Origin of the sequence: Psychrobacillus sp. FSL W7-1493 (assembly GCF_038004905.1) — a bacterium.
Taxonomy (GTDB): Bacteria; Bacillota; Bacilli; order Bacillales_A; family Planococcaceae; genus Psychrobacillus.
This window is the reverse complement of sequence record NZ_JBBOSB010000001.1, coordinates 2,387,822-2,407,381: the sequence shown is the minus strand read 5'-3', so window position 1 is coordinate 2,407,381 and position 19,560 is coordinate 2,387,822. Positions and strand designations below refer to the sequence as shown.

Sequence of the window (19,560 nt, the reverse complement as noted above, 5' to 3'; positions counted from 1 at the left end):
ATATTATCATTGGGGGTGATGTCATGGCGAATGATACAAAGGATATTATATTAGCGATATTAAAGTATCTAGAAGATTCATTAGATGAAGAAAGAATAGACTTTAATAAAGTGAATCATAAAGCACTAGGAATTTCTGAGCCAAGGCATAGTCGAATCTTGGGAATGATGTTAGAAGAAGGCTATATAGATGGCTTGAAGAAATTTAGTGTTATGGGTGCTACTTATAGTACCTACAAAGCATTAGAGCCTCGAATAACTCTAAGAGGAATTGATTATTTAGAAGAGAATAAACCTTCTGCAAAAGTTTATGCAATTTTAAAAGAAATAAAAGAATGGATACCAGGTTTATAGAATAATTTTAGCACCTCTAATATGGAGGTGTTTATTTATTTTATAAAAGCAAATAGCATAAAGAGGTGATTGAAAATTTAATAGATCTCGGAGGTGGTGTTATGTTAGGTGGCTGAGAAATATGAGCTAGCAGAAAAAGATTATATAGCTGGCATGAAGTATAAAAAGATTGCAGAAAAATATGACGTATCCATTAATACCGTGAAGTCTTGGAAAACTAGACATAAATGTCTAAGGATGCAGTTGAAAAAGGTATGCACACAAAATCAAAAAGGGTGCATACAAAAAAGGAGAGTAAAGAGTCTGTTGTTGAGTCGGATGAACTGACTGAAAAACAACGACTTTTTTGTATTTACTACATTAAGTATTTCAATGCTACAAAGGCTTATCAAAAGGCTTATAAGTGCGCTTATACTACAGCAATGACAAATGGCCATGGGTTACTTAGAAATACTAAGATATCCAATGAAATAGACACAATGAAGTCTGAACAAGCAAATGAGCTCAAGTTAGATGCTAGAGACATCATCCAGAAATACATTGATATAGCTTTTGCGGATATAACAGACTTTGTTTCATTCAGCTCTGAAACACTTGTAGCTAAGGGTGAGCTAGGAAGAAATATGAAGGACGATGAAGGCAACAACATTACTTACAACGTTAATCATGTGGATTTCAAAAACTCAGAAGATGTTGATGGAACTATAATATCTGAAGTTAAAAAAGGTAAAGATGGCGTGAGTGTGAAGCTTGTAGACAAAATGAAAGCTTTGGAGATGCTGTCTAAGTACACTGATTTACTAAATGATAACCAATTAAAGCAACTGCGAATTGAAAAAGCGAAAGCAGAAATTAACAAACACGAAAAAGGCGATGGGTCTACAGGGCAAGAAAGCGAAATTGCCAAGATGTTACGTAAGATGGCTGGTGATGAATACTGGCTGAACTTACACCGAAGCAACAAGAAGTTATGAATAGTTTCATTCATGAAAAACCTAAAATCTTATTAGCTAGTGGAGCAAAAAGGGTAGGTAAAACATTTGTATTTATACTGCTTTTTCTTATGCACATTGCTAAATACGAAAACCAAGGCCTATCTTTCATTATTGGTGGAGCTACCCAAGCAAGTATTAGACGGAATATCTTAAACGATATGGAAGTCATCTTAGGTAAAGACTTGAGGCTTAATAAAGCGAATGCGATTACTGTATTCGGAAACAAGTTATATTGCTTCGATGGTGCTAATGCAGACGCTTGGAAAAAAGCGCGTGGATTTACAGCAGCTGGTGCTTTATTAAACGAGGGAACTGCTTTACATGATTCATTTGTAAAAGAGGTTATTTCTCGTTGTTCCTACAAGGGAGCTAGAGTATTGATTGATACTAACCCTGAGAATCCAGCTCACTCAGTTAAAACAAATTACATCGACAAAGATGGACAAGTTCTGGATAACGGTAGATTGAACATCAGAGCCTTTCATTTTGCATTGTTTGATAACATCTTTCTGGATCCCGAGTATGTTGAAAGTATTATCGCATCGACTCCAAGCGGGATGTTCACAGACAGGGATATACATGGTCAAAATGGGTATCTGCAAAAGGGGTTATCTATAAGGACTTCAACAAGGATATCCACTATATAAGCAAAGAAGAATTCGAGAAGGTCAATATAGTTTCATAGTTTGCATAATGATTTAGCAGATATTTTTGAAAAAGCACTGAAAAAAAGCTGTGACCAATCCGTGACCATTTGCAGAAATACGAGGTTTTGTACAAATAGTTTCTAAAATAGAAAAAGCCCGCAAACGTTGCTTTATCAACGTTTGCAAGCCTACTAAACTGATGGTCCCGACTGGTCTCGAACCAGCGACCCCCACCTTGTCGAGGTGGTGCTCTCCCAACTGAGCTACAAGACCGGATTTTGAAGTTAATCTGATTTTATCATATACCAGAGTTGGTAGTATATAATTTTTTCTTTTTCTCTTAAGTGGAGTGTCATAAATTCCTCACATATCAGTTAGAAGTGGTACTTGTTTGGGACTGCTCCCTTCCACTAAGATGGAAGAGATAGTGGGAGGGACTATGATCATGTTAACTGAAGCGCAGGAGTTTATAAGACTTTATTACATAGAGACAGGTAAAGAGGAACGTGAGATGGTTGCTCGACTGGAAGAAATAGAAGATGAAATTAATCGCAGGGGCACATATGTACATACATCGCAGGAGCTGGAGTTCGGGGCTAAAGTTGCTTGGCGGAACAGCAATAAATGTATTGGTCGTTTATTTTGGCAAAGCCTGACTGTTTTCGATAAGCGGGATTTATGTAAAGAAGAAGACATTTTCGAGGCATTGCTTGACCATATCGAGTACGCAACGAACGCCGGTCGAATCAGACCGACGATTACCATTTTTTCTTCATCAGATGTTCGTGTTTGGAATCACCAACTCATACGTTATGCTGGCTATGAAACTCAGGGGGGAGTCATTGGAGATTCAGATTCCCTTGCTTTCACGAAAGTTTGCGAAGGGCTTGGCTGGAAAGGGGAGGGGACAAACTTTGATGTGCTCCCCCTTGTCATTCAAGTGAATAATCATCCTCCTAAGGTTTTTAATGTACCTGATTCGTATATTTTAGAGGTTCCATTCCGACATCCAGAGATGGATTGGTTTTCAGACTTGCAGCTTAAATGGTATGCCGTTCCGATGATTTCTAGTATGAAGCTAGAAGTAGGAGGCATAACGTACGGAGCTGCTCCATTTAACGGCTGGTATATGGGAACAGAAATAGGTGCACGCAATCTTGCGGATGATTATCGTTATAATATGCTGCCAGCTATTGCTGAGCAAATGGGCTTGAACACGAAGTCAAATGCTTCTCTTTGGAAGGACCGCGCATTGGTCGAACTGAATACTGCTGTTTTATATTCCTTTAAGGAGGATGGGGTGAGTATCGTGGATCATCATACGGCAGCTCATCAATTTAAAAAGTTTGAGGAAATAGAACGAGATGCAGGCAGAGACGTCACTGGAAACTGGGCTTGGCTCATCCCACCGATGTCACCTGCAACAACTCATATCTTTCAAAAGCCTTATAACAATGAAAAGGTAACGCCAAACTATTCCTACCAGCCAAACCCATATTAATAGCTAGTTAAATTAGAAGAGACCATCCATTTTCAATGCGGATGGTCTTTCTTTATGAATAAAAGTATAGAAATGAAAAACTTAAAAAAGTTTTAACCATTAAAAATCCAGAATAAGTTATCTATTTAAACTTTATAATTATGATAAGTAGTCGGAAGAAAATGGTCCACAATGAGGGTGTGGAAGATGGTTGGCCCCCAGTATATAATCACCTTTTTCTAAAGTAGTCAATTATGCTAGCAGTGATAGTAAGGGTAAAATAAGTCACACTATACATAAATGAAATGTTATACGGGATGAAAAATACGAAGTAACAGAGAATGATCATTAAGAACGTATTGTATATTAAAATATCATTCCCGGTGCTTATCGTCTGGATATTCCATTTAAACAGATTATAAATTATGGTACCAGCCATGATAGCAATCGTGAGTACTGGGGTCCAGGTGGGATATTCATATGGCATCAGTAACATAGTTATTGCTAAAATGACCGTTACTACTAAATATCGCTTGACCCTTTCCTTATAAGTCATTGCTTGAAATTTGTTCATTTCCTTCCCCTGTCTCATCGTATTTTTATTATCCTGCAATGCTTTTTATTATTCCTCTGATACAAACCGATCTCTTCCGGCATGCATTCCGGCAAAGAAAAGCAGAATAACTGTCACGATGAATAATAGTATTGGAGTATCCCAGCTTCTAGTCGTATCATGAACAAATCCAAAAACTACTGGTCCGACTGCAGCAAGTAAATAGCCGATGGATTGCGCGACACCAGATAAGTCTGCAGCCTCCATCGGTGTTCTTGATCGAAGAGAGAAGAACATCATTACTAATCCAAATGAAGCCCCACCGCCTAATCCTAGGAATACCATCCACAGTATTGCTAGAGGAAGACTACCGTACAACAACCCAATAAACCCAATCAAATAACAAATCGAAAAGACTGCGACTAGTATTCTTTGATCCTTCAGCCGTCCTGCAAGGATTGGTATAAGAAAGGTCATTGGTAGCTGAGAAAATTGCATAGTGGATAGCATCCAACCTGATTTTCCAGCCTCCATCCCTTGCGTTTGCAATATTTCTGGGATCCATGCAGCAGTGGTATAAAAAATCAGGGATTGGAAACCCATACATAAAGTAATAGTCCATGTTAAAGGAGATTTCAAGATGGATTTAGCTTTTATAGGGTTAGTATCGGGAACATTAGGAACAATCTGCTGCCTCTGTTTAATTTGAGGTACCCAAACAAGGCAGGCGATGACAGCTAAAATAGACCAGATTCCTAAAGCTCCCTGCCAACCAAGGAATGATCCTTCTGCAATGGGATAACTAATGCCTGCACCAATGCCAGCAGAGAGATTCATAGATACGGTGAAAATACCTGTAAGCAACCCGATTTGTAAAGGGAACTTAAGCTTGATGAAGCTAGGGATTAACACATTACCAAACGCAATGGCGATTCCGATTAAAGCAGTGCCAAACAATAGGAAGAAGGGAGTCCCGGTGGACCGAATGGCAATTCCGAACGCCAACAGTAAAATAGCAAGAAATAAAGTCATTTCCATTCCAAAACGGCGTGCTACTCTAGGTGCAAATGGAGATATAACAGCAAAGGCAAGTAATGGAATCGTTGTGATAAAACCAGCCAACACATTAGAGATATCAAGCCCATCCCTAATGTAGGATATAATTGGCCCCACTGCGGTAAGTGGTGCTCGCAATGTAGAGGAGATGAATATAATCCCTATGATTAATAAGGCGATTGATTTTTTATTGGTTTCGGAAGTAGGCAACAAAGCAATTTCTCTCCTCACAGCTTTTTAGACATTGATATTAGAAAATCCTACACACTTTATCTGAAAAGTACAACAGTTGTTCAAAACTAAAAAAGATGGTCATCAATTATGAATAATAATATGCTACAATTTAATTGTAAATATTTTGAATAATTACATTCTATTATACTAGTGGGTTGGATAGATGCAAGTTAGTTAAACGTTTGAAAAGGTAATCATGGAAGACATCCAGCCAATAGCACCAATCAATTACATGTCTATAAAATACAGGGGGAATTAAATGAAAGCGCAAAAAATTTTATCCTTAGTAAATGTTTCGAAGCAGTTCGGGCACAAAACAGTGCTTAGCGGGGTGAATTTAGATGTCTATGAGGGTCAGATCATCGGGTATATCGGACCGAACGGAGCAGGTAAAAGTACAACTGTAAAACTAATCCTAGGCTTGATTGATGGTTACTCCGGAATGATTGAAATCTTTGGTGAAAATATTAATAAAAACAATTATACATATAAAAGGAGAATAGGCTACGTGCCCGAAACGGCAGAGCTTTATGAAAATCTAACGGCTTATGAATATCTTGTTTTTACTGGTGAAATGTATGGACTAACAACCAAGGAGGCAGAAGTGAAGGCTTTTACGCTTATGAAGGAATTCGGCTTAGAGGCTGCCTTCCATCAAAGACTGTCCTCTTTTTCCAAGGGAATGAAACAAAAAGTATTAATCATTTCGAGCCTGCTACATGACCCCGATTTATTATTTTATGATGAGCCACTTAGTGGACTGGATGCGAACAGTGTGATGGTCATAAAAGAGATACTTGCAAAGCTTGCAGCACAAGGGAAAACTATATTTTACTCATCTCATATAATGGATGTCGTTGAGAAAATCAGTAATCGGATTGTACTTTTAGTAAATGGGGAGGTAGTGGCGGACGGAAGCTTTGAAGAGCTTAAGCAACAAAGTCAAGAGGGCTCCTTAGAGGGAATATTTAATCAGCTGACTGGCTTTAACGAACATGAAGAGATTGCAGAACGTTTTGTGCAAACGGTTAGTGGGGGAAACTCACATGAATGATTTTGCTTCGCTTAGAGTGCTGGACCGGTTTCGGAAGATATTTTTAAAGTTTGATATTGATTATGACTTAATGAGGAGAATTTTACAGCTAAAACTGACAATGGATAGCCGGAGGTTGCCTCCTATATTTAATGGCTCAAAAGAAAAAAAGGATGGAAACCAATTTACGAAGTCCTTATGGGTTTATGGTCTTTTTGGACTTCTTCTGTTAACCCCTTTTCTTTTTTTAGGAGATAACTTTCTTTTTTCTCTCACAATCATGTTCAGTTCTATGTTTGTAATACTCATGACGTCCATGATCTCAGACTTTTCTGCTGTGCTGCTTGATATTCGGGATAAAAATATACTTCAGCCAAAGCCTATTAGCAGTCGTACGATTAATGCAGCCAAAATAATGCACATTTTGATTTATATTTTTCTATTGACTGGTTCCTTCGTGATTATACCGTTAATCGTAAGTATCTTTAAGTTCGGCCCGTTATTTGCCCTTTTATTTTTCGTGGAAATAGGGATGATTAGCTGTTTGACGGTTATTTTCACAGCTTTTATATACTTATTCGTTCTTCGTTTCTTTAGTGGAGAATTTTTGAAGGACGTCATTAATTATGTGCAAATTTTCTTGGCAATAGGGATGGCTGTCAGCTACCAGTTAGTAGGACGCATTTTTGATATTGTCAATCTGGATATCGACTACAGCTTTGCCTGATGGCATTTATTCCTTCCGCCGTTTTGGTATGCAGCCCCTTTTGAGTTGATTTTTAATAATAATTATTCCTTATATATCATTCTTTTTACTATACTTGCACTAATCATTCCAATAATAGCTGTTTTGCTATATGTACGACTAATGCCTACGTTTGAAAACTACTTGTCTAAGCTGCAAAGTGATTCGAATAGAAAAAAGAAAAAAGCTCGAAGACTGACCTCATTTTGGTCCAGTGTTTTGTGTAGAACAAAGGAAGAAAGAGCTTTTTATAAATTTTCCTCGATGATGCTGAAGGAGGAAAGGGAATTGAAGCTGAAAGTATATCCGATGCTGGGATTTGCCGTTATCTTCCCCTTTATCATGCTTTTCAATAATTTAAGAATGAGCAGCTATGAGGAATTGGCTAATGGAAATTCTTTTATAATCATTTACTTTTCACTTATTTTTGTTCCATCAGTAGTTCTCTTGCTGGAGTATTCTAATTACTATAAGGCGCACTGGGTATTTTACGTTGCACCTATGCGTAGTAGAGGACTAGTATATAGTGCCACCTTGAAGGCAACAATCATTAATTATTTTTTGCCTATATTAATACCCTTAATCTTAATTTTTCTTTGGATCTTTTCCTTCCGCATATGGCTGGACCTAGTAATAGTTTTATTAGTGGCAGTGATCCTTACTATTGTTTCCTATTGGATGTTCATTAAAGATCCTTTTCCTTTTTCCAATGAACCGAAGCAAGCGCAGGAAAGTTCTGTGATTAAAGTGTTTGGTTCGATGTTTTTAGTTGGTGTACTTGCTGTTATTCATATGATGATTGCGGTGGTTGGCCTCGAATGGTTATACATTTTGGTGCTCATCATTAGTATTTTTATAAGCTGGAAGCTCACATTCTTTCGGAGTAAGGGGGAAGCCAATGTTTAAGATGGATATTCATACGGAGCAAGGGATAATGGCCCTAATAGAAGATGACAAATGGATGATGGATTTACTGAGAGTCGCAGAGCAACTAAATCTTCCCGATTGGTGGATTTGCGCTGGCTTCGTTCGGTCAAAAATATGGGATACTCTCCATGGTTACGATATTCGTACCCCCTTGGGCGATATTGACGTGATTTATTTTGATCCGCAATGCTTGGATGAGGCAGAGGAGAAAAGACTTGAACAGCAGTTAGTGGCTTGGAAGCCAGGTATCCCTTGGTCTGTGAAGAACCAGGCGAGGATGCATACGATAAACAATCTACCACCTTATCAATCAGCAGAGGACGGGATAGTAAATTTCCCGGAAACAGTTACAGCATTAGGAGTTAAGCTAGGAGCTAACGGGTTAATATTAACGGCACCTCATGGTATCGAGGACGTAATTCAAATGCGCGTCCGTCCGGTACCTCGATTTGAAGCGAGCAACGAGCTCAAAGCTGTTTATACAAAGCGTATGGAGAGTAAGAATTGGAAAGTTAACTGGCCAATGGTTACTGTGTAACAAAAGATTATTTAAAAGGAATTTTGAAGTAGAAGGTTTTTTGGGCAAATCCAAGCTTAAAAATGAAGAAATTAAGAACGTGCTAAGAAAGTAAAGTAAAATAGACCTCATATCTAAAAACTGATTATTAGCAGAAATACTAGTCGTTTGGATTGAAGGCGGCGATTCCTAGGGGAACAGCACGAGGGAGAGACTACAGGCTCGAGCCGTGCCCCCAGGAAAGCGACCGTCGAAACGGAGAACAACTGCTAAGAAGTAGTTGAACTGCTTTATTTAGGGATGGGTTATGTCCCCACCTCCTTGTCGAATTCTAACGAGAAATGAAATTCTTTCTCTTTTAATCTACACAACATCTTCAAACGGATGAACCGATTGGGCAAACGGTGCATATGATGTTATGACTTGATTACAAGGAGGAAGAACATGAAATATTTGCGACATATCGTGACGAAAGCAGTAGTTGCTAAGGGTAAAAAGAGAACGGAATCTTGTGAGACACTTCGACCACCAAACACACCTTCTAGCATTTTAGGGTGCTGGGTTATCAATCATACGTACCAATCTAAAAAACACGGGAAATTTGTAGAAGTATCTGGGAAATTCGATATCAACGTGTGGTACGCCCACCACGATCACTCTAAAACATCTGTATTTACGGAGACGGTGAACTACAAGGATCGCATTAAACTAAGCTATAGAGACAAAGATGCAACTGGTGAGGAAGTTCATGTACGTGTTATTCAACAGCCAAATTGCACAGAAGCAATTATTGTAAAAGGCTGTGAATTCCAAGTGACGGTAGAGAGAGAGTTACTTGCAGAGGTAGTCGGAGAAACAACTGTTTGTATTCAAGTTTATGATGAGGACTTCGAGGAAGAATGGTCTTACGAGGATGAGAGTTCATCTAGTTCTTCAAGCTCATCTAGTTCATCCAGTTCATCCAGCTCATCTAGCTCTTCAGACGATTTCCACGATTCATCTTCACTTTAATAAGCCGGCGCTGGCCGGCTTTTTTTTTGCTTTAAAGTCTAGATGGGTTTGAGATACCATAAAATTCATTCACTGGCATGGTCATGTAGCTCTTCTAACTAGTCCCTTCTATTGATTGCAATAGGTCTCCTCTAAAGCTAGTTTTTCCCACAAGAAACATCTAAAAACAAGTCATATTATGTCTGCGGTGATTATTTAATTTGTTATAATAGGGGGAGTAACAATGAGAAGAGGGAAACAATGACTACAATTACTCCAATGATGCAACAATATTTAAAGATTAAAGAAGACTACATAGATGCTTTTTTGTTTTTCCGTCTCGGCGACTTTTACGAGCTATTTCATGATGATGCGATTAAGGCGGCATCCATCTTGGAAATCACGTTAACAAGCAGAAAGGATGGCATTCCAATGTGTGGAGTGCCACATCATGCTGCACAGAGCTATATAGAGACCCTAATTTCGAAAGGGTATAAGGTAGCAATATGCGAGCAGGTGGAGGATCCGAAGGTTGCTAAAGGTGTGGTTAAACGTGAGGTTGTTCAACTGGTAACTCCAGGTACTCTGATGGAGGGAAAGGCATTACAAAATAAAACTAATTATTTTATTGCCTCAGCAGATTTATTGTCTACGGAGGAGGTTGTCTTTTCCTATTTGGATGTGTCCACAGGTGACGGGTTTACTACTATTATAAAAGGGGACGAGAAGGAAGTCGTTCAGCAGCTCTTGGCGCTACAGGCAAAGGAGTTAATCGTAAGCGAACAATTATACTTAGTGATAAATGACTTATCCTCTATTCACGATTTCACGTTATCCATCGAGCAAGAGGAATTGTCGGATGAGGAAGCTGTGAAGTATGTAGTAAATCATCCAGCAGAGACCTATCGTACGGTCAAGCGTTTGTTAAAATACATACAGAAAACACAAAAACGATCATTGCTTCATATTCAACCGTTTAACTTCCAGGAAAGAGAAGCATTCCTTGCAATGGATTACCATTCTAAACGTAATTTAGAGCTTGTTTCCTCGATAAGAAGCGGAGATCAAAAAGGAACGTTGTTATGGCTTTTAGATGAAACGGTCACTGCTATGGGCGGTAGAAAGCTAAAGCAATGGATTCATCAGCCACTTGCCAATAAAAGCGCGATTGAATCTAGGCTCAATATAGTTACCAGCTTCTTAGATGACTTTATGCTAAGAGAGGACATAAAAGAGCTTTTCAAAGAGGTTTATGATTTAGAACGGTTGGTTGGAAGAATCGGCTTTGGAAGTGCTGGAGGACGAGACCTTGCCCAACTTAGACAGTCTCTTTCTAAAATTCCACAGATCAAACAGCTTTTATTGGAGACACAAGACGAAACGCTTCAAGTATTAGGAGGAGCAATTGAAGATTGCCAGGACATTTGGAGAAAGCTAGAGGATGCGATTAGCGAGCAGCCACCTATTTCTGTCAAAGATGGCGGAGTCATAAAAAATGGTTACAATGAACGTTTAGATAAGCTTCGAGATGCTTCTGTTAACGGGAAAAAATGGATTGCAGAGCTGGAGAGAAGAGAACGAGAGATCACCGGGGCAAAAAATTTAAAAATAGGCTATAACCGAGTATTTGGATATTATATTGAGTTAACTAAGTCGAACATTCACTTGGCAGATGAATCGAGATATGTTCGAAAACAGACTTTAGCAAATGCTGAAAGATATATAACAGATGAGCTAAAGGAAAAGGAATCTCTTATCCTTTCAGCGGAGGATGAAAGCCTAGTTTTAGAGTATGAGCTTTTCTCCGAGCTGCGAGAAGAAATTAAACAATACATCCCACTAGTGCAAAAGCTAGCGAAGCAAATTAGTGAGCTAGATGTGTTCATTTCGTTTGCAGAGGTCGCTGAAAAGCATCGTTTGACAAGACCAATGTTCCATGACTCGAATGCGATGATTATTAAAGAGGGAAGACATCCAGTTGTAGAGAAGATGATGAATAATCAGCTGTATGTCCCAAATGATTGCGTATTGACTGAAAAGGAAAACATGCTGCTTATTACTGGACCGAATATGTCCGGTAAGAGTACCTTTATGAGACAGGTAGCCATCACTGTCATAATGGCTCAAATTGGCTGCTACGTGCCTGCTAAATCTGCTGAGCTGCCGATTGTGGATAAAATATTCACTCGAATAGGAGCAGCAGATGACCTGGCAGGGGGACAAAGTACTTTCATGATTGAGATGATGGAATCTCAGCATGCCATAGTCAATGCCACAAACAAAAGCTTACTATTGTTCGATGAAATTGGACGTGGGACTTCTACTTATGACGGTATGAGCTTAGCGCAGGCCATGATGGAATATATACATGACCATATTGGAGCGAACACTTTGTTCTCCACTCATTATCATGAGCTGACAGAACTAGAGCAAACGTTATCAATGCTACGAAACGTCCATGTGGCTGCAACTGAAAAAGATGGTAAGGTAGTTTTCCTACACAAGCTAAAAGAAGGACCAGCTGATAAAAGCTATGGAATACATGTCGCGGAGCTTGCACAGCTGCCAGAAGAGATTATCTCAAGAGCTCGAAATATCCTGAAGTCGTTTGAACAGCAGGAGAGAAAAGAATCAAATGAGAGAAATGGGGCAAATACTCAGCTATCATTTTTTGATGAGGCGTCCTCTTCTGAAGCTCCAGTAACCATCGTAAAAGCGGAAGAGACTAATGAAAAAGAAAATGACACTGCAAAAATGATTATGAAAAAGCTTAAAAAGGTTAACATTTCGGGTACAACACCTTTAGAGGCCCTTCAATTATTATACGAGCTACAAAATGAGCTAGACTAAAACATATAGGTGGTGAGCAACAATGGGGAAAATCGTCGTAATGGAAGAGCTCTTATCTAACAAAATAGCTGCAGGGGAAGTAGTAGAAAGGCCAGCCTCTGTAGTGAAGGAGTTAGTAGAGAATGCCATTGATGCAGAAAGCACCTCCATCGAAATTATGCTAGAGGAGGCAGGGTTAGCTAAAATTCAGGTGACAGACAATGGTAAAGGAATGGATGAGGAGGATGCTTTGCGTTCCTTCTCCAGACATGCCACTTCCAAAATAATGACGGAGCACGATCTGTTCCGTATCCGCTCCTTAGGATTCCGTGGAGAGGCCTTAGCCAGTATCGCTTCTGTCTCTAAAATTGATCTTTGGACATCAGATGGAGAAGAGGTAGGGACTAAGGTTATGCTAGAAGGAGGAAGAGTGATCTCCTGTACTCCTGCCCCAATCCGAAGAGGGACGGACATTGTAGTAAAACAGTTATTTTTCAACACACCTGCTCGACTAAAGTATTTAAAAACGATTCAAACAGAGCTAGGACATACCATTGATTTGATCAACCGTCTAGCGCTTAGCTTTCCTGAAATAGCATTTAAGCTATCTCATAACAATCAAACAATCTTACAAACGAGCGGCCGTGGAGACTTAAGGCAGGTGCTAGCTTCGATATACGGGGTGTCTAATGCTAAAAAAATGATAAAATTCGAGGCAGAGTCATCGGATTTTAAAGTTTCAGGCTATGGAACACTACCTGAGATTACAAGAGCGTCTAAAAACTATATGACGATCTTGGTTAACGGGCGCTGGGTCAAGCATTACGGATTAAATAATGCCATTGTAGAGGCGTATCATACTTTACTACCGATAGGGCGCTTTCCAATTGTCGTTCTAAATATTGAAACAGACCCAATGCTGACTGATGTTAACGTACATCCAGCGAAGCATCAGATTCGTTTGAGTAAGGAAAAGGAACTGATGGAGCTGGTGAAACAAACCATCCGTAAGGTGATGCATCGCGCTCAACAACCACTAGAGATTAAAGAGAAGCCTGTAAAGCCAAAACCTCAGCCAAGCTTCCAGTTTGATTTTTTCAAACAAACATATGAGCCTGTAAAGCAGGAGGTAACGGAGCAGGAAGCTATGTCTGTCACTCCTCCTCGAAGTGATGATCATCAACCTGAAATAGAGTCGACTAAATGGGATGACAACACAACAGTAATGGAAGAGAGCTTTCCGACTAATGAGGAGCCATATTCTGAAACGGAACTCGACCTAAGAGACCCGTTTCCCGATTTACATGTGGTCGGCCAAATCCATGGTACATATATTGTTGCGCAAAGTGAAGATGGATTTTATTTGATTGACCAGCACGCAGCACAGGAACGAGTGAAGTATGAGTATTACAAGGAAAAGGTAGGGGACGTAGATGTAACGGAGCGTCAAGCACTTTTACTGCCACTCACCTTCCATTATTCTTTAGATGAGGCCTATCGTATTAAAGAATCCATCGATGAGCTGCACAAAGTAGGGATATTTTTGGAGGAATTTGGTTCGTCTAGCTTTGTTGTGAGAGACCATCCAGTATGGTTTCCAAAAGGACATGAAACTAAGATTATAGAGGGACTAATCGAGCAAGTATTGACGAATCGCAAAACAGATATTAAAAAGCTCCGGGAAGAAGCAGCAATCATGATGAGCTGTAAGCTATCGATTAAAGCAAACCATTATTTAACGTTACATGACATGGAGCAGCTGCTAGTCAGTCTAAAAAATGCGAAGCATCCTTTGACGTGTCCGCATGGAAGACCTGTCATTGTCCATTTTTCTACGTATGAAATTGAAAAGATGTTCAAACGAGTAATGTAGGAGGGGTTATATGGGAAAATATATTTTATCCATCGATCAAGGTACTACTAGTTCAAGAGCTATTCTATTCGATAAAAAAGGTAATATCGTTCACTCTGCGCAAAAGGAATTCAAGCAACACTTTCCAAAGTCTGGCTGGGTTGAGCATGATGCAAAGGAAATTTGGGGAACGGTACTATCGGTATTGGCAGCAGTATTAACAGAAAGCGGCAGTCAGCCCGGAGACGTCCATGCCATTGGGATTACTAATCAACGCGAAACAACCGTGGTATGGAACAAGCGCACGGGAAAACCTATCTATAATGCAATTGTCTGGCAATCGAGGCAGACTCAATCTATTATTGATGAGCTGAAGAAAGAGAACCTGGAATCCTTCTTCCAAGAAAAAACGGGCTTAAAGCTAGATCCCTATTTTTCGGCAACCAAAGTGAAATGGATATTAGATAATGTCGAGGGGGCAAGAGAACAGGCAGAGGCTGGCGAGCTACTGTTTGGAACCATTGATACATGGCTAATCTGGAAGCTTTCAGATGGAAAGGCTCATGTCACAGATTACTCCAATGCCTCCCGGACAATGCTCTATAATATATTCGAACAAAAGTGGGATCAGGAAATTTGTGAAAAGCTAAATATTCCAATGGGGATCCTCCCTACGGTTGCTTCCTCCTCTGAGGTTTATGCGAAAACCGATCCTTCTGTATTTTTCGGTAAGGAGATAGATATAGCAGGTGCTGCAGGTGATCAGCAGGCTGCCTTGTTCGGACAATGCTGTTTTGAAAAGGGAATGGCTAAAAATACGTATGGTACTGGTTGCTTCATGCTATTAAATACCGGAGAGGAAGCGGTAACCTCTGAGAACGGTTTATTGACGACCATTGCATGGGGTATGAATGGGAAGGTGACCTATGCATTAGAGGGAAGCGTTTTTGTCGCCGGTTCTGCCATACAATGGCTTCGTGATGGGCTTCGTATGCTAAAGCATGCGAGTGAATCGGAAAGCTATGCGAAGCGGGTGGATTCAACGGAAGGTGTCTATGTCGTCCCTGCCTTTGTAGGATTAGGAACCCCTTATTGGGATTCTGATGCAAGAGGATCTATATTTGGTCTGACCCGAGGTACGACCAAGGAACACTTTATCCGTGCAACACTTGAGTCTCTTGCCTACCAATCGAAAGACGTTTTAGATACGATGATTAGTGATTCTGGTGTCTCTGTGGAAGTGTTACGCGTAGATGGTGGTGCAGTAAGTAATGAATTCCTCATGCAATTTCAAAGTGATTTGTTACACTTACCCGTAGAGCTTGCAAAACTTAACGAGACAACCGCACTAGGAGCCGCCTTCCTTGCCGGCTTGGCGACAGGGTTCTGGAAGGATGAGCAGGAGCTTTCCGATCTAAGGGAAAGCCAGCGCTTATATGAACCTCAAATGGAGGAAGAAAGAAGAAACCGATTATATAAAGGCTGGAAATTGGCCGTTGAAGCAACGAGATTATTTAAATTTCAGGACGAGGAGTGGAATAAGTGAAATCTTCAGTAGAACGTGAACAAATACTTAATACATTAAACTTTTACGAATTCGATGTTTTAGTTATCGGAGGCGGAATTACAGGAGCGGGCATAGCGCTTGATGCGGTAACAAGAGGGATGTCCGTAGCCTTAGTGGAAATGCAGGACTTTGCAGCTGGTACATCAAGCAGATCGACCAAGCTAATCCATGGTGGTTTGCGCTACCTTAAGCAAATGGAAATTAAAATGGTAGCTGAAGTAGGGAAAGAAAGAGAAATTGTATACGAAAATGCAGTTCATGTTTCTAAACCTACTGGCATGCTACTTCCATTCCATAAGCAAGGAACGTTTGGTCCTGTAAGCACATCCGCTGGATTAAAGCTATATGATTATTTAGCCGGTGTAAAAAAAGAAGAGCGTCGTCTAATGCTCTCTGCTAAGGAAACACTAGAAAAAGAGCCTTTAGTAAAAAGTAAGGACCTTCTTGGTGGTGGCTACTACGTTGAGTATGTAACGGACGATGCGCGACTAACAATAGAGGTTGTAAAAAAAGCGATTGAAAAAGGAGCCGTATGCTTAAACTATGCTAAGGCAAGATCTTTCCTTTATAGTGATGATAATAAAGTAGTTGGTGCTGAAATAGTAGACATGGTCACAAACAAGAGAATCGCGATCCATGCTAAAAAAGTAGTGAATGCAACTGGACCTTGGGTAGACGGCGTAAGAGCGCTAGACGCAATCGAAAATAAAAAGAAGTTGCGACTAACTAAAGGTATCCACGTAGTAATCGACCAATCTATTTTCCCATTGCACCAGGCTATCTATTTTGATACACCTGATAAACGAATGGTATTTGCGATACCTAGAGATGGCAAAACATATGTTGGTACAACCGACACCTTTTTTGAAGGAAAAATTCAAAATCCAGTAGCGACTTTACAGGATGTTGAATATCTATTAGATGCCATCCATTATATGTTCCCTGGTGTCCAAGTAGGAATTGAGCATGTTGAATCTACATGGGCAGGTGTTCGTCCTTTAATCTATGAGGATGGCAAGGATCCTTCGGAGATTTCACGGAAAGATGAAATTTGGCAATCGGAGGCGGGACTATTAACAATAGCAGGCGGTAAGCTGACTGGCTATCGTAAAATGGCAGAAACAATCGTCGATAAGGTATCCAAACAACTTGGGGATGAAAAGTATGGCCCTTGTGTAACGAAGCATTTGAATTTGTCTGGTGGTGAAATTGGTGGCTCCGAGCAGTTCGAAGGGTTTGTTGCATTAAAAGAGCAAATCGCTCCTTCCTACGGGTTGACGCAAGAAGAGGGTAGAAGGTTGGCTAAGCTCTATGGCTCTAATGTCGATAAAGTGTTCCAATACGCTCATATCCTCTCTACTGTTCCATCCAATTTGCCATTAGGTTTGCTAGCGCAGATTTACTATGCAGTGCATGAAGAAATGACGTACTCGCCGGTAGACTTCTTGGTAAGAAGAACGGGTATGCTTTATTTCCGTATTGACCAATACAAATTGTATAAAGATGAAGTGCTGAATGTCATGAAGCAATTGCTCCAGTATTCAGAGGAAGAGACCGAAAGTTTTTCGCAACAATTAGAAGAAGCTTTAATGGATGCTATGTTTTCGAAAGGTAGTGTTGTGGAGTGAAGCAAATTTTAGAAGCAAAGATGTCAGACGGGCACCTCGTTTATGTGATGAGATGTATACCAACTGATACACCAATTGGCCATGTTCACCTTATGCATGGATTGGCTGAGCATATTGAGCGTTACGATGAGTTTGTCGATTTTCTGGTTGATAAGGGTTTTATCGTAAGTGGTCACGATCATCGCGGTCATGGAAAGACTGCAGTAAAGAATGGTCAGTTAGGCTATTTTGCAGACCGTGCTGGCTTCGAAAGAATTACGGAGGATGTACGTGAAGTGCTGTTAACTGTTCGAGAAGGATTAACGAATCTTCCACTTATTTTATTCGGACATAGCATGGGCTCGTTCGTCGCTCGTCGGTATATGCAAAAATATAGTGATTCTCTATCTAAAGTCATCCTAAGTGGTTCAGCATATGATCCTGGCGTATTAGGCAACATTGGAAAACTAATTGGTAAAGCAGCTTCTAAGATTAAAACACCACAGGCAGAAAGTCCTTTGCTTAACTCGCTAGCATTTGGCGGATTCAACAAGAAAGTTGCTCATCCGGAAACTCCTTTCGACTGGTTAACTAGAGACGGGGAGGAAGTAAGGAAGTATATAGAGGATCCTCTATGTGGTTTTATCCCATCTAACCAGCTATATGTCGATATGTTTGGTGGCATGAGAGCTATTCATAAAGAATCAGAGATCATGAAAGTTCGTAAGGATCTACCAGTACTAATGATAAGTGGAGCAAAGGATCCTGTCGGAAAAGACGGCAAGGATGTATTTAAAGTAGCGGAAGGTATGAAAAAAGTAGGTATGAAAAATATAACCGTGCAATTGATAGAAGATGCAAGGCATGAACTTTTAAAAGAATTAGGGAAAGAGCAAACAATGGAATTTATATATAAGTGGATGATGAAGGATGAATAGTAATCCAGCAGTTATTGCGATTGTAGGACCAACTGCAGTTGGTAAGACGGCATTAAGTATAGAGCTGGCAAAGTTTTGTGACGGGGAAATCATTAATGGGGACTCTATGCAGGTCTACCGAGAGCTTAACATTGGAACAGCGAAAATAACAAAAGATGAAATGGAAAATGTTCCACACCATCTGTTAGATATCAAAGATCCGACCGAGGGCTTCTCTGTGGCGGAGTATCAAAGGCTCGTACGAGAAAAGATAAAGGATATTGCCTCTAGAGGAAAAGTGCCTATTATTGTGGGGGGGACTGGGCTTTATGTTCAGTCGGTTTTATACGATTTCCGCTTTTCAGAGCAGCCAAAGCAAGACAGCTCAAGGGTGAAGGAGCTGGAAGGTATGTCCTCTGAGGTATTATATTCGATGCTGCAGGATGTAGATCCAGTGGCTGCGAAGGACATTCACCCGAACAATGTGCAAAGAGTCATCCGAGCAATCGAGAGGCAAGAGCTAACTGGAAAGCAAAGAGACGAGATTGAGCAAAATCAAGGCAAGGAAAAGGTTTTCCCACACTATATCATTGGTCTGACAATTGATCGTGAGATACTGTATCAGCGTATTAACAAGCGAGTAGATCTGATGATAGAACAAGGACTGTTACAAGAAGTAAAAGGTCTATATGATAGAGGAATAAGAGATGTTCAATCCATTCAAGCCATAGGGTATAAGGAAATCTATGACTATTTGGATGGGAAATCGACCCTTGAGGATGCCGTGGACACACTAAAACAAAATTCTAGAAGGTATGCTAAGCGACAATTAACCTATTTCCGTAACAAAATGGATATACAATGGTTCGATCCAGTTAAAGACCGTGAAAGTATTTTAGAAGAAATTAGTAGGTTCTTGCAGGAAAATCAATAATTTAAGCGAATAGTTAAAGTGATACGTTTTTAAGCGAAATTGCAAACGGGGGTATTGGGATGAAACCAATGAATATTCAAGACAACTATTTAAATCAGTTAAGAAAAAACGAAATCTTTGTAACAGTCTTTCTGTTAAATGGCTTTCAACTAAAGGGGACAGTGAAATCCTATGATAATTTCACTGTATTGTTCGAATCTGATGGGAAGCAACAGCTCATTTATAAACATGCGATTTCTACATTTGCTCCATCTAAGCCTGTAAAGCTATCAGAAGAGTAAAATCTAATTCATTGACAGTTCCACTTGCTCCAATTATTATTTG

General features: G+C 40.0%; 17 protein-coding genes, 1 tRNA gene and 1 pseudogene. 16 read left to right on the top strand and 3 right to left on the bottom strand.

Annotated elements, in window-relative coordinates:
• Window positions 1-23 precede the first annotated feature (23 nt).
• The 3 genes and pseudogenes from MKX96_RS12225 to MKX96_RS12215 all read left to right on the top strand — a co-directional run.
• Window positions 24-353, top strand: coding sequence for a YjcQ family protein (locus MKX96_RS12225; RefSeq protein ID WP_340883796.1), 330 nt, complete (start codon window positions 24-26; stop codon window positions 351-353).
• 227 nt (window positions 354-580) lie between these two features.
• Window positions 581-1,327, top strand: coding sequence for a terminase small subunit (locus tag MKX96_RS12220; RefSeq protein ID WP_340883795.1), 747 nt, complete (start codon window positions 581-583; stop codon window positions 1,325-1,327).
• Window positions 1,324-2,024 (top strand): annotated as a pseudogene (locus tag MKX96_RS12215) (PBSX family phage terminase large subunit); the annotation flags it as partial. The gene MKX96_RS12220 and the pseudogene MKX96_RS12215, both read left to right, overlap by 4 nt.
• A 171-nt stretch (window positions 2,025-2,195) precedes the next feature.
• Here MKX96_RS12215 and MKX96_RS12210 read toward each other — a convergent pair.
• A tRNA-Val gene (locus MKX96_RS12210) sits at window positions 2,196-2,268 on the bottom strand.
• A gap of 166 nt (window positions 2,269-2,434) precedes the next feature.
• Between MKX96_RS12210 and MKX96_RS12205 the strand changes: the two genes are divergently transcribed.
• A complete protein-coding gene (locus MKX96_RS12205) occupies window positions 2,435-3,496 on the top strand; it encodes a nitric oxide synthase oxygenase (RefSeq protein ID WP_340883794.1) in 1,062 nt (353 codons plus the stop codon).
• 208 nt (window positions 3,497-3,704) lie between these two features.
• Here MKX96_RS12205 and MKX96_RS12200 read toward each other — a convergent pair whose 3' ends face one another.
• Both MKX96_RS12200 and MKX96_RS12195 read right to left on the bottom strand, forming a co-directional pair.
• A complete protein-coding gene (locus MKX96_RS12200) occupies window positions 3,705-4,049 on the bottom strand; it encodes a hypothetical protein (RefSeq protein ID WP_340883793.1) in 345 nt (114 codons plus the stop codon).
• A 48-nt stretch (window positions 4,050-4,097) separates the two neighbouring features.
• Entirely contained in the window at window positions 4,098-5,294 is a 1,197-nt protein-coding gene (locus tag MKX96_RS12195) for a CynX/NimT family MFS transporter (RefSeq protein ID WP_340883791.1), read from the bottom strand.
• A 283-nt stretch (window positions 5,295-5,577) separates the two neighbouring features.
• On the opposite strand from MKX96_RS12195, the gene MKX96_RS12190 reads away from it, so the two are divergent.
• The 12 genes from MKX96_RS12190 (at window position 5,578) to hfq (ending at window position 19,517) form a co-directional block, all read left to right on the top strand.
• Window positions 5,578-6,372: an ABC transporter ATP-binding protein gene (locus MKX96_RS12190; RefSeq protein WP_251557249.1), complete on the top strand. Its 795-nt coding sequence runs from the start codon at window positions 5,578-5,580 to the stop codon at window positions 6,370-6,372.
• Window positions 6,365-7,078, top strand: coding sequence for a hypothetical protein (locus tag MKX96_RS12185; protein WP_340883787.1), 714 nt, complete (start codon window positions 6,365-6,367; stop codon window positions 7,076-7,078). The genes MKX96_RS12190 and MKX96_RS12185 overlap by 8 nt, the downstream gene beginning before the upstream one ends.
• A gap of 306 nt (window positions 7,079-7,384) precedes the next feature.
• Window positions 7,385-8,002 carry a hypothetical protein gene (locus MKX96_RS12180; protein ID WP_340883785.1) on the top strand — a complete coding sequence of 206 codons (618 nt, stop codon included), beginning with the start codon at window positions 7,385-7,387 and terminating at the stop codon, window positions 8,000-8,002.
• Window position 8,003: 1 nt separating this feature from the next.
• Window positions 8,004-8,561 (top strand): nucleotidyltransferase family protein, encoded by a 558-nt coding sequence (locus MKX96_RS12175; RefSeq protein ID WP_340886012.1) that lies wholly within the window; start codon window positions 8,004-8,006, stop codon window positions 8,559-8,561.
• 423 nt (window positions 8,562-8,984) lie between these two features.
• On the top strand, window positions 8,985-9,551 hold the full coding sequence (gene cotE, locus MKX96_RS12170; RefSeq protein WP_340883784.1) for an outer spore coat protein CotE: 567 nt from the start codon (window positions 8,985-8,987) through the stop codon (window positions 9,549-9,551).
• Between the two features lie 240 nt (window positions 9,552-9,791).
• Entirely contained in the window at window positions 9,792-12,380 is a 2,589-nt protein-coding gene (gene mutS / locus MKX96_RS12165; RefSeq protein ID WP_340883783.1) for a DNA mismatch repair protein MutS, read from the top strand.
• A gap of 22 nt (window positions 12,381-12,402) precedes the next feature.
• On the top strand, window positions 12,403-14,232 hold the full coding sequence (mutL, locus tag MKX96_RS12160) for a DNA mismatch repair endonuclease MutL (protein WP_340883782.1): 1,830 nt from the start codon (window positions 12,403-12,405) through the stop codon (window positions 14,230-14,232).
• A 10-nt stretch (window positions 14,233-14,242) separates the two neighbouring features.
• Window positions 14,243-15,757, top strand: coding sequence for a glycerol kinase GlpK (gene glpK, locus MKX96_RS12155; protein WP_340883781.1), 1,515 nt, complete (start codon window positions 14,243-14,245; stop codon window positions 15,755-15,757).
• Window positions 15,754-17,406 (top strand): glycerol-3-phosphate dehydrogenase/oxidase, encoded by a 1,653-nt coding sequence (locus MKX96_RS12150; RefSeq protein ID WP_340883780.1) that lies wholly within the window; start codon window positions 15,754-15,756, stop codon window positions 17,404-17,406. Before glpK ends, MKX96_RS12150 begins: the two co-directional genes overlap by 4 nt.
• Window positions 17,403-18,323: an alpha/beta hydrolase gene (locus MKX96_RS12145; protein WP_340883779.1), complete on the top strand. Its 921-nt coding sequence runs from the start codon at window positions 17,403-17,405 to the stop codon at window positions 18,321-18,323. The genes MKX96_RS12150 and MKX96_RS12145 overlap by 4 nt, the downstream gene beginning before the upstream one ends.
• Window positions 18,316-19,236 carry a tRNA (adenosine(37)-N6)-dimethylallyltransferase MiaA gene (gene miaA / locus MKX96_RS12140; RefSeq protein ID WP_298472222.1) on the top strand — a complete coding sequence of 307 codons (921 nt, stop codon included), beginning with the start codon at window positions 18,316-18,318 and terminating at the stop codon, window positions 19,234-19,236. Before MKX96_RS12145 ends, miaA begins: the two co-directional genes overlap by 8 nt.
• Before the next feature lie 59 nt (window positions 19,237-19,295).
• Complete coding sequence (gene hfq, locus MKX96_RS12135; RefSeq protein ID WP_144541813.1) at window positions 19,296-19,517, top strand: RNA chaperone Hfq; 222 nt, start codon at window positions 19,296-19,298, stop codon at window positions 19,515-19,517.
• Window positions 19,518-19,560 lie beyond the last annotated feature (43 nt).